The sequence below is a fragment of the Massilia sp. LXY-6 genome, assembly GCF_051233485.1.
Lineage (GTDB): Bacteria > Pseudomonadota > Gammaproteobacteria > Burkholderiales > Burkholderiaceae_D > Telluria.
The window spans coordinates 79,739-89,764 of the sequence record NZ_JBKFGF010000031.1 but is presented as its reverse complement, the minus strand read 5'-3'; the positions used below and the strand labels follow the sequence as shown (position 1 = coordinate 89,764).

The 10,026-nt window shown below is 65.6% G+C and carries 11 protein-coding genes; 9 read left to right on the top strand and 2 right to left on the bottom strand.

The features are described 5' to 3' along the window. Positions 1–1,066, top strand: a 1,066-nt coding sequence (locus ACI48D_RS15365) for a response regulator (RefSeq protein ID WP_435572099.1), incomplete at its 5' end; no start/stop codon positions are given. Here the strand turns inward: ACI48D_RS15365 and ACI48D_RS15360 are convergent. Continuing rightward, positions 1,063–2,511, bottom strand: coding sequence for a cryptochrome/photolyase family protein (locus ACI48D_RS15360; protein WP_435572098.1), 1,449 nt, complete (start codon positions 2,509–2,511; stop codon positions 1,063–1,065). The two genes, ACI48D_RS15365 and ACI48D_RS15360, sit on opposite strands and share 4 nt — an antisense overlap. Before the next feature lie 178 nt (positions 2,512–2,689). Between ACI48D_RS15360 and ACI48D_RS15355 the strand changes: the two genes are divergently transcribed. The 6 genes from ACI48D_RS15355 to ACI48D_RS15330 are packed head-to-tail and all read left to right on the top strand — an operon-like array spanning position 2,690 to position 7,285. Continuing rightward, entirely contained in the window at positions 2,690–3,346 is a 657-nt protein-coding gene (locus ACI48D_RS15355) for a YqgE/AlgH family protein (RefSeq protein WP_435572097.1), read from the top strand. An 18-nt stretch (positions 3,347–3,364) separates the two neighbouring features. Next, a complete protein-coding gene (gene ruvX, locus ACI48D_RS15350) occupies positions 3,365–3,760 on the top strand; it encodes a Holliday junction resolvase RuvX (RefSeq protein WP_435572096.1) in 396 nt (131 codons plus the stop codon). Further along, on the top strand, positions 3,744–4,268 hold the full coding sequence (gene pyrR / locus ACI48D_RS15345) for a bifunctional pyr operon transcriptional regulator/uracil phosphoribosyltransferase PyrR (RefSeq protein ID WP_435572095.1): 525 nt from the start codon (positions 3,744–3,746) through the stop codon (positions 4,266–4,268). Before ruvX ends, pyrR begins: the two co-directional genes overlap by 17 nt. Then, positions 4,261–5,226, top strand: coding sequence for an aspartate carbamoyltransferase catalytic subunit (locus tag ACI48D_RS15340; protein ID WP_435572094.1), 966 nt, complete (start codon positions 4,261–4,263; stop codon positions 5,224–5,226). Before pyrR ends, ACI48D_RS15340 begins: the two co-directional genes overlap by 8 nt. 8 nt (positions 5,227–5,234) lie before the next feature. Next, positions 5,235–6,518, top strand: coding sequence for a dihydroorotase (locus tag ACI48D_RS15335; protein ID WP_435572093.1), 1,284 nt, complete (start codon positions 5,235–5,237; stop codon positions 6,516–6,518). A gap of 8 nt (positions 6,519–6,526) precedes the next feature. Next, complete coding sequence (locus ACI48D_RS15330) at positions 6,527–7,285, top strand: lysophospholipid acyltransferase family protein (protein ID WP_435572092.1); 759 nt, start codon at positions 6,527–6,529, stop codon at positions 7,283–7,285. A 93-nt stretch (positions 7,286–7,378) separates the two neighbouring features. Here ACI48D_RS15330 and ACI48D_RS15325 read toward each other — a convergent pair whose 3' ends face one another. After that, entirely contained in the window at positions 7,379–8,230 is an 852-nt protein-coding gene (locus ACI48D_RS15325) for a symmetrical bis(5'-nucleosyl)-tetraphosphatase (protein WP_435572104.1), read from the bottom strand. A 284-nt stretch (positions 8,231–8,514) separates the two neighbouring features. On the opposite strand from ACI48D_RS15325, the gene ACI48D_RS15320 reads away from it, so the two are divergent. Together ACI48D_RS15320 and ACI48D_RS15315 are read left to right on the top strand one after the other, a co-directional pair. Continuing rightward, positions 8,515–9,609 carry a glycosyltransferase family 4 protein gene (locus ACI48D_RS15320; protein ID WP_435572091.1) on the top strand — a complete coding sequence of 365 codons (1,095 nt, stop codon included), beginning with the start codon at positions 8,515–8,517 and terminating at the stop codon, positions 9,607–9,609. An 86-nt stretch (positions 9,610–9,695) separates the two neighbouring features. Further along, a complete protein-coding gene (locus ACI48D_RS15315) occupies positions 9,696–10,019 on the top strand; it encodes an H-NS histone family protein (protein ID WP_435572090.1) in 324 nt (107 codons plus the stop codon). Positions 10,020–10,026: the final 7 nt, after the last annotated feature.

The following is a 10,026-nucleotide window of genomic DNA, read 5'->3' as shown; positions in this document are numbered from 1 at the left end:
CGCCAAGGCGGCATCCAGCGGTTTGCTCGGCGCCGGCGAGCAGCCGTCCGACCCCGAGGCCTCCGACCTGATCTTCGAGCCGGGCTTCTCGACCGCGGATTCGCTGACCGAACTGGCCGGCCGCGGGGTCGGCATGGACGTGGTGCGCTCCGAGGCGCGCGCGCTGGGCGGGCGCGTCGATGTGGCCAGCGAGGCCGGCAAGGGCGCGGCCTTCACCATCCACCTGCCGCTGACCCTGGCCGTCAACCAGGTCGTGCTGGTCGCCAGCGGGGCGAAAACCTATGCGCTGCCGGCCAACCTGGTCGGGCTGGTAGCGCAGGTGCGCGAGGCCGAGCTGGCCGCGGCGCACGCGGCCGGGGCGATCCAGGTCCAGGGAGAAGCGGTGCCGCTGCGGCTCCTGGCAGAACTGCTGAACGAACCGGGCGGCGGCGCCGCGCAGCGTTCCGCGCCGGTGCTGGTGCTGGGCAGCGGCAGCGGCCGGCTGGCGCTGCAGGTCGACGAGGTGCTGGGAAACCGCGAAGTGGTGGTCAAGAACGTCGGCCCGCAGCTGGCGCGCATGCCGGGCATCGCCGGCGCCACCGTACTGGGCTCGGGCGAGATCGTGCTGATCCTGAACCCGCTGCTGCTGCCGGCCCATGCCGAGCCACAGCCGAACGGGCAGCGCCAGGCGCGGCAGCTGCCGGCCCAGCCGGCGCACCGCGCCACCGTGATGGTGGTCGACGATTCGCTGACCGTGCGCCGCGTGACCCAGCGCCTGCTGGAGCGCGAAGGCTACCGCGTGCTGCTGGCCAAGGACGGCGTCGAGGCACTCGAGCAGCTCCAGGCGCCGGAGACGCGTCCCGACCTGATGCTGGTCGATATCGAGATGCCGCGCATGGACGGCTTCGACCTGACCCGCAACGTGCGCGGCAACGGCGCCACCCACGGCATCCCGATCATCATGATCACCTCGCGCACCGCCGACAAGCACCGCAACTATGCGCTCGGCCTGGGCGTGGATGCCTACTTCGGCAAGCCCTTCCAGGAAGACGCGCTGCTGGCCGCGATCGAAGGCCTGCTCGCTTAGTCCGCTTCCTGCGCGTCGGCACGCAGCACGCCGAAACGCGCCAAGGTGCGTTCGCGCGCCTGCTCGTGGTCGACGATCGGGAACGGATAATCGCGTCCCAGCACCAGGCCGGCGCGCTCCAGTACGGCCGGTTTCGCCAGCCACGGCGCATGGATGGCCGGTCCTTCGAGCCGGCCAAGCTGCGGCAGCCAACGGCGGATGAAGGCGCCGTCCGGATCGAAGCGCTTCGACTGCGTGACCGGGTTGAAGATGCGGAACCAGGGCTGGGCATCGCAGCCGGTCGAGGCCGCCCACTGCCAGCCACCGTTATTCGACGACAACTCATAATCGTTCAGCCGCTGGGCGAAATAGCGCTCGCCGCGCACCCATGAGATGCCCAGGTCCTTGGTCAGGAAGCTGGCCGTCACCATGCGCAGGCGGTTGTGCATGAAGCCGGTGCGGTTCAGCTGCGCCATCGCCGCGTCCACCAGCGGATAGCCGGTGCGGCCCTCGCACCAGGCTGCGAAGGCCTGGTCCGCCTCCGGCCCCTGTTCCCAGCGCAGCCTGTCGAAGGCCGCCTTGAAGGAGTGCGTCACCACGCGCGGATGGCGCTGCAGGATCATCATGTAGAACTCGCGCCAGATCAGTTCCGACAGCCAGGTGCGGGCACCGTCGCTGCTGCGCCCGGCCAGCATGCGCACCAGGCTGCGGATCGACAGCGTGCCGAAACGCAGGTGCACCGACAGCCGCGAGGTGCTGTCGAGGGCCGGGAAATCGCGCTGCGCATGGTAGCCGTCGATGCGCTCCAGGAAGGCTTCCAGCAGCAGCTGCGCGCCCGCCATGCCGGCCGGGACGATCGGGGCCGGATTCGGAACGAAGCCGAGCGCTTCCAGCGAGGGCAGGGCGTAGCCGGCGGGGGCGGGCGCCAGCGCACCGGCCCAGGCCGCGGTCTCGAAGGCCTGCAGGGCATCCGGGTGCGCGGCCAAGCGCTTGAGCCAGGCGTTCTTGTAGGGCGTAAACACGGAGAAGGGGCCGCCGGCCTGGGTCAGCACCTCGTCCTTTTCGAAGATCACCTGGTCCTTGAAGGTCTGCAGGCTGCGCCCAAGCTCGCGCAGGCGCTGCTGGACTTCGCGGTCGCGCGCGACGGCCTGCGGTTCGTAATCATGGTTGGCGAACACCGACTCTGCCTCCAGCTCGCCGGCCAGGCGCACGATCTCGTCTGCGGCGCGCCCATGGCGCACGATCAGGTAAGCTCCCCATTCACGCAGGCGGGCGTCGAGTTGCACCAGGCTCGCATGGATGAATTGCACGCGGCGGTCGTCGCGCGGCAGGCCGGCCAGGATGTCGGTGTCGAACACGAACGCGCAGGCGACCCGGCTGGACGAGCGCAGTGCATGGTGCAGTGCGGCATGATCTTCGACCCGCAAGTCGCGCCGGAACCAGACCAAGGAGTTTCTTAAAGTCATCTTTTGTGTGCGGAGTCAATGTAATTGGAAATTTTACTGTCTACCATTCTCCGACCAGCCGCCCCGCAACGTGCCTTCATGGCCGCGTAAGGAAAACGGTGTAAACTAGCGAAAAGCCCAAGCTTATCGTTTTGGTCCACCGGCGGTCAGAGAGAGTGAGCCAACAGAGAGTATGAGTATGAAGAAAAGTAAGGCCGGCAAGCCTCTAACCATGCCCGGGATGCCGCACGAGCCGCCCGCGAGCCTGGTACAACCGAGCTCGGTCCAGTCCCAACTGAACCTGGCGAACCATTTCCTGATCGCCATGCCGTCGATAAACGACCCGATTTTCGGCGGCACGGTCGTGTATATCTGCGAACACAACGACAAGGGTGTCCTCGGCGTCGTCATCAACAAGCCGACCGACATGACCATGGACGTGCTGTTCGACCGCATCGACCTCAAGGTGACCGACAGCCTGCGCCCCAGCGTGGTCGACGAACCGATCATGTTCGGCGGCCCGGTGCAGGACGACCGCGGCTTCGTGCTGCATTCGCCGGGCGGCCGCTACTCGTCCTCGCTCAGCGTGACCGACGACGTCTCCTTCACCACCTCGATCGACGTGCTGGAAGCGGTCGCCAACGGCACCGGGCCGCAGCGCATGCTCGTCTCGATCGGCTATGCCGGCTGGAGTCCGGGCCAGCTGGAAGAGGAAATCGCCCGCAACGGCTGGCTCACCGTGGGCGCCGACGCCCGCGTGCTGTTCGACCTGCCGATCGAGGAGCGCTACAATGCCGCCATCAAACTGCTGGGAATCGATCCGCTGATGCTGGCGACGGAAGCCGGCCATGCATAAGGGGGCCGTGTCCCTGTAATGGTAGAGATCGTTTTCGGATTCGACTTCGGCGTGAAGCGCATCGGCATCGCGATGGGCAACACGCTGACCGGGCAGGCACAGCCGCTGTCCGTCATCAAGGCCATCGACAACGCGACCCGCTTCAAGGTCATCGGCGAACTCATCGAGCAATGGCGTCCAGCGCTTCTGGTGGTCGGCGAGCCGCGCCACCCGGACGGCGCCGAGCACGAGATGACCCTGCGCGCGCGCCGCTTCGCCAACCAGCTGCACGGCCGCTTCGACCTCCCCATCGAGCTGGTCGACGAGCGCTACTCGTCCGCCGTGATCCCCGCCAAGCGCGGCGAGCTCATCGACGCGAAGGCCGCCGCCATCATTTTGCAACAATACTTTGACGATCATGCCAACTCCTACTGACCACGCCGGTTACGACGCCGAGGCGCTGTACCGCACCCTGCTCGAGCAGGTCCGCGCCGGGATTGCCGGCGTGCCCGATGCCGCCATCGTCGGCATCCACTCGGGCGGCGCCTGGCTGGCCGAGCGGCTCGCCGCCGACCTCGGCCTGCAAAGCCGCCTGGGCTTCATCGACGTGTCCTTCTACCGAGACGACTATGCGAAGAAGGGCCTGCACCCGGACGTGAAGCCGACCCGCATCGACTTCAACGTCGACGGCGCCACCGTCCTGCTGGTCGACGACGTGCTGTACACGGGCCGCACGGTGCGCGCGGCGATCAACGTGCTGTTCGACTTCGGCCGCCCGCAGCGAGTCATGCTGGCGGCGCTGGCCGACCGGGGCGGACGCGAACTGCCGGTCGCGGCCGATTTCGTCGGCAGCAGCGCTACCCTCCAGCCGGGACAATCGCTGGCCCTGTCCCGTACCAGCGCCGGCCAACTCTCGCTCACGATCGAAGACGACAATGCATAACCCGCAACTGAACAAGAACGGCGAGCTGCAGCACCTTCTCACCATCGAAGGCCTGCCCAAGTCCATCATCAACCACATCCTCGACACCGCCTCGAGCTTCGTCGGCATCTCGGACCGCGAGGTGAAGAAGGTGCCGCTCATGCGCGGCAAGAGCGTGTTCAACCTGTTCTTCGAGAACTCGACGCGTACCCGCACCACGTTCGAGATCGCCTCCAAGCGCCTGTCGGCCGACGTCATCAACCTGAACATCGCGGCCTCCTCGACCTCGAAGGGCGAGTCCCTGCTCGACACCATCGACAACCTGGCGGCCATGCACGCCGACATGTTCGTGGTGCGCCATTCGCAGTCGGGCGCGCCCTACCTGATCGCCAAGCACCTGAACGATACGAAGCAGAACCACGTGCACGTGGTGAACGCCGGCGACGGGCGCCATGCGCACCCGACCCAGGGCCTGCTCGACATGTACACCATCCGCCACTATAAAAAGGACTTCACCAACCTGCGGGTGGCGATCGTCGGCGATATCCTGCACAGCCGCGTGGCGCGCTCGGACATCCACGCGCTGACCACGCTGGGGGTGCCCGAAGTGCGCGCGATCGGCCCGCACACGCTGCTGCCGGGCGGCCTGGAACAGATGGGCGTGCGCGTGTTCACGAACATCGACGAGGGCCTGAAGGACGTCGACGTGATCATCATGCTGCGCCTGCAGAACGAACGCATGTCGGGCGCGCTGCTGCCCTCGGCCGGCGAGTATTTCAAGAGCTACGGCCTGACGCCGGAGCGGCTGGCGCTGGCCAGTCCGGACGCGATCGTGATGCATCCGGGCCCGATCAATCGTGGCGTCGAGATCGATTCAAAGGTGGCGGACGGCGCGCAGGCGGTGATCCTGCCGCAGGTTACCTTCGGCATCGCTACGCGAATGGCGGTGATGAGCATTCTGGCAGGGACTCACGCATGAACTTCGGCATGAAACTACATATCAAGAACGGGCGCCTGATCGACCCGGCGAACGGCATCGACGCCGTGCAGGACCTGTACATCGCCGACGGCAAGGTCGCCGCCGTGGGCAGCGCACCGGAAGGCTTCCATGCCGAGCGCACCATCGACGCCGCCGGCCTGGTGGTGGCGCCCGGCCTTGTCGACCTCTCGGCGCGCCTGCGCGAGCCGGGCTACGAATACAAGGCCACGCTGGAATCGGAGATGCAGGCGGCGGTGCAGGGCGGCGTGACCACCCTGGTGTGCCCGCCCGACACCGACCCCGTGCTCGACGAACCGGGGCTGGTCGAGATGCTCAAGCACCGCGCGCGCATCCTGAACCAGGCCAACGTGCATCCGCTCGGCGCGCTGACCGTCGGCCTGAAGGGCAAGGCCCTGACCGAGATGGCCGAGCTGACCGAAGCCGGCTGCATCGGCTTCGCCCAGGCCGAGGAGCCGATCACCGACACCACCGTGCTGCTGCGCGCCCTGCAGTACGCGAAGACCTTCGGCTACACCGTCTGGCTGCGGCCGCAGGATCCGTATATCGGTTTTGGCGGCGTCGCCCACGCCGGCCCGCTGGCTTCGCGCCTGGGCCTGTCGGGCGTGCCGGTGATGTCCGAGACGATTGCCCTGCACACCATCTTCGAGTTGATGCGTGCTTCGGGCGCGCGCGTGCACCTGTGCCGCATCTCGTCGGCCGCCGCGCTGGAATTAATTCGTTCAGCCAAGCAGGAAGGCTTGCCGGTCACCTGCGACGTCGGCGTGCACCACCTGCACATGACCGATGCCGACATCGGCTTCTTCGATCCGAACGCGCGCCTGACGCCGCCGCTGCGCAGCCAGCGCGACCGTGAAGCGATCAGAGCAAGCCTGCTCGACGGCACCATCGACGCCGTGTGCTCGGACCACACCCCGGTCGACGACGACGAGAAGCTGCTGCCCTTCGCCGAAGCCTCGCCCGGCGCCACCGGCCTGGAACTGCTGCTGTCGCTGATGCTGAAGTGGGCGGAAGAGCAGCACGGCCGCACCGATGCGCTGGCGCTGGCGGTCCGCAAGATCACGGCCGATCCGGCGCGCATGGCGGGGCTGCCGGCGGGCACCCTGTCGGTCGGCGCGAATGCCGACGTGGTCGTGTTCGATCCGCAGGCCCGTTGGCAGGTCGCGCCGTCCGCGCTGGCCAGCCAGGGCAAGCACACGCCCTTCCTCGGCTACGAGCTGTCCGGACAGGTGAAGGCGACCATCGTCGCCGGCCACCTGGCCTGGGAGCGTTGAGCAGGACGGTGAAGATCCGGCTTGCGGGGCGCCTTGCGCGCCTCGTCCTGCACCTGTTGCAAGGCCTGGCGACCTGCGCGCTGGTCTTTCCCTGGGCCGGCGCCGCGCTGCGTGAGCGCCTGGTGCAGCGCTGGTCGGCACGCCTGCTGCGCATCTGCCGGGTCGAGGTCGAGCGTGACGGCGGCGCAGGCCACGCGCCGCTGCAGCACGCGCTGATCGTGTCGAACCATATCTCCTGGCTCGACATCTTCGTCATCAATGCCCTGCACCCGTGCCGCTTCGTGGCCAAGGCCGAGATCCGCGCCTGGCCGGTGCTCGGCTGGCTGGTCGCGCAGGCCGGCACGGTGTTCATCGCGCGCGGCAACCGGCGCGACCTGCGCCACATCTTCAAGGGACTGGTGGACGCCCTGGCCCAGCGCCAGCGCGTGGCCTTCTTCCCGGAGGGGACCACGGCCACCCAGGGCAGCCTGCTGCCCTTCCATGCCAATCTGTTCGAAGCGGCGATCGACGCCGGGGTCCCGGTGCAGCCGTATGCGTTGTCCTATGTCGACGGCGCGGGCGGCTGGCATCAGGCGGTCGACTACACCGGCGACACCACCTTCGTAAACAGCATCTTGCGCATCCTCGGCGGCGAGCGCGTGATCGCCCGCCTGGCCTGCCTGGCGCCGATCGATGCGGCGGGCAGCCACCGGCGCGAGCTGGCCGGGGCTGCGCATGATGCCATCGCCGTCGCGCTTGGCGTGGCTGTGCGCGATCCGGCGCAGTAAACACCGTCGTTCCCGCGCAGGCGGGAACCCAAGTTTGCTGGCGTTATCGAAACGCAAGCAGAACTTGGGCCCCCGCCTGCGCGGGGGCGACGGTCATTTTTTGCCGCTGTGCGGGCGATATTCCGGGCAGTCCACCTGCAGCAGCGTGCGGTCGTCCAGGCATACGGCGGTCAGCTTGCCGCCCCACACGCAACCGCTGTCCAGGCCCACCAGGTTGGGGCGCAATACCAGGCCCAGCGCCGACCAGTGCCCGAACACCACGGTCACGCCCGCCGTGCGGCGGCCCGGCACGTCGAACCAGGGCAGCAGATCCGAACCTTCCGGCCCCTTGTCGCTTTCCTTGTGCAGGAAGTCCATGCGCCCGTCCGGCCAGCACAGGCGCATGCGGGTGAGGGCGTTGACGATGCAGCGCAGCCTTTCGATGCCGGTCAGGGAGTCATCCCAGCGGTCCGGCTCGTTGCCGTACATCTGGGCGAGGAAATCGATCCAGCCGTCGCCGCGCAGCACCGCCTCGACCTCGGCCGCCAGCCGCATGGTCTGCTCGGCGCTCCACTGCGGCGGCACGCCGGCGTGCACCAGCAAGTGCGCGTCGACGAACATCGCCAGCGGGCGCCGGCGCAGCCAGGCGATCAGTTCTTCGCAGTCGGGAGCGGCCAGGATCTCGTCCAGGGTGTCCGAGCGGCTGGCCTTCTGCACGCCGGCCGCCACCGCCAGCAAATGCAGGTCGTGGTTGCCGAGCAAGGCTTCGATGCGGCCCCCGCTGCTTTCCGACAGCGCCTTCATGCGCCGCAGCGCGGCCAACGATTCCGGCCCGCGGTTGATCAAGTCGCCGACGAACAGGATGCGCGCATCCTTCATCGCCCGGGCGTCGGCGCCAATCCGTTCCAGCAGCAGGCCGGCTTCATGGGCGCAACCCTGCAGGTCGCCAATCACATAGGTTTTCATCATAGGGCGATACTAATGTATTTGGATGGTTTCATGCAGGGGTGCGGCTTGGGTTCATTTCTAAATGTAAAATTGTCAGCCGGCGCGTGCGAGGCCGCGGAAAATCCCGATCTTCGTCAATCGGAACATGGCATGCGCGCGTAAACTGCTGAGCTCCGGGCGCCGTCCTTAATCCAGTACAATGACGTTTTGCCGCCGCGTGCATCGAATAACGGCAGTCCGTTCATATATCTCCTCCATGCATACGGATCGCCTTGCCGGCTATTGCGTTTGAAGAATAATAAATGTTTTCATTCCTCGTGAGCTTTGTCTCCTCTGCATTGCTGACCCTGCTGGTCATCAAGCATTCTAAATTGCATGGAGCTGCGCTCGACAAGAATTTCGGCGGTGTTCAGAAAGTGCATTTGCATGACGTGGCACGGATCGGCGGCCTGCCGATATTCCTGGCGGTTGCCGTCAGCGCGGGCATTTCGGTATGGCGCGAACCGTCCCTCGGTTATTGGCTGCTGGCGCTGCTGGTCTGTTCGTCGATTGCCTTTGCCGGCGGAATCGTCGAAGACTATACCGGTAAAGTGCGGCCGTCGCGGCGTCTGGTATTAACCATGGTTGCGGCACTGTTCGGATATCTGGTGCTGGATGCGAAAATCGCGCGGCTGGATATGCCGTTCATGAGCTGGAACCTGATCTCGCCGTGGATCGTGCTGCCGCTGACGGTGCTGGCGGTGGCCGGGATCGCGAATGCGGTGAATATCATCGACGGCTTCAATGGACTGGCCAGCGTGGTCACGATCTTCATGCTGGTATCGCTGGCCTATGTCGCCTGGCAGGTCGGCGACATGTTCGTGCTGGTGTCGGCGCTGACGGTGGCCGGCGCGACCGCCGGCTTCCTCGTCTGGAATTATCCGGTGGGGCTGATTTTCCTCGGCGACGGCGGCGCCTACTTCATCGGTTTCATGCTGGGCGAGCTGGCCATGCTGCTGGTGATGCGCAATCCCGCCGTATCGACCTGGTATGCCGCATTACTGTTGATTTACCCGGCTTTCGAAACCCTGTTTTCCGCATATAGGCGCATGTTTGTGCGCGGCAAATCGCCGACTATGCCGGACGGTATTCACCTGCATAGCCTGATTTTCCGACGTATCGTGCAATGGACCGTGGGCCGCAAGGAAGCGCGCGCGCTGATGAAAAGGAATGCGCGTACCTCGCCTTACTTGTGGTTGTTTTCCCTGACCGCGGTGATTCCGGCAACCGTGTTCTGGCGATATACCGGAGCTCTGATATTCTTCTGTTTGTTGTTCGTTATCAGTTACGTTTGGTTGTACGCGCGTATTGTTCGTTTCAAGTCACCGCGCTGGCTGCTTTGGAACAAAAAGAACTAACAGAATATTGCGGATGGTGTATATTGCGACAATTGGTGAGATTTCGATGAAATCGGTTTCAACTTAACACTTATAAAGGAACGATGATGGATCTGTCTAATATGTCCTTGGGCGATTTGCGTAACCTGCAGGAGCAGATCAAGCAGGAGATGAAACAGCGCGAACAGCAGGAAGTGCAAAAAGCCCGCGAGCAGATCATGGCGATCGCGCAAAGCGTGGGCGTTCCCCTGAAAGACCTGATCGCCAGCGGCGGCCGCGGCGTCAAGGCTGCCACCAAATCGGGTTCGGTCGCCGTTCGTTATCGTAATCCCGAAGATGAATCCCAGCAGTGGACCGGCCGCGGCCGCCAGCCGAAATGGGTGAAGGAATGGGTCGAAGGCGGTAAATCGCTGGACAAGCTGCGCGTCTGATTCATCC

Excerpts from the sequence above, each read along its gene's own strand:
- ACI48D_RS15315 (WP_435572090.1), top strand. The coding sequence starts at position 9,696 with ATGGATCTGTCTAATATGTCCTTGGGCGATTTGCGTAACCTGCAGGAG.
- ACI48D_RS15335 (WP_435572093.1), top strand. The coding sequence starts at position 5,235 with ATGAAACTACATATCAAGAACGGGCGCCTGATCGACCCGGCGAACGGC.
- ACI48D_RS15340 (WP_435572094.1), top strand. The coding sequence starts at position 4,261 with ATGCATAACCCGCAACTGAACAAGAACGGCGAGCTGCAGCACCTTCTC.
- ruvX (WP_435572096.1), top strand. The coding sequence starts at position 3,365 with ATGGTAGAGATCGTTTTCGGATTCGACTTCGGCGTGAAGCGCATCGGC.
- ACI48D_RS15320 (WP_435572091.1), top strand. The coding sequence starts at position 8,515 with ATGTTTTCATTCCTCGTGAGCTTTGTCTCCTCTGCATTGCTGACCCTG.
- pyrR (WP_435572095.1), top strand. The coding sequence starts at position 3,744 with ATGCCAACTCCTACTGACCACGCCGGTTACGACGCCGAGGCGCTGTAC.
- ACI48D_RS15360 (WP_435572098.1), bottom strand. The coding sequence starts at position 2,511 with ATGACTTTAAGAAACTCCTTGGTCTGGTTCCGGCGCGACTTGCGGGTC.
- ACI48D_RS15355 (WP_435572097.1), top strand. The coding sequence starts at position 2,690 with ATGAAGAAAAGTAAGGCCGGCAAGCCTCTAACCATGCCCGGGATGCCG.
- ACI48D_RS15325 (WP_435572104.1), bottom strand. The coding sequence starts at position 8,230 with ATGAAAACCTATGTGATTGGCGACCTGCAGGGTTGCGCCCATGAAGCC.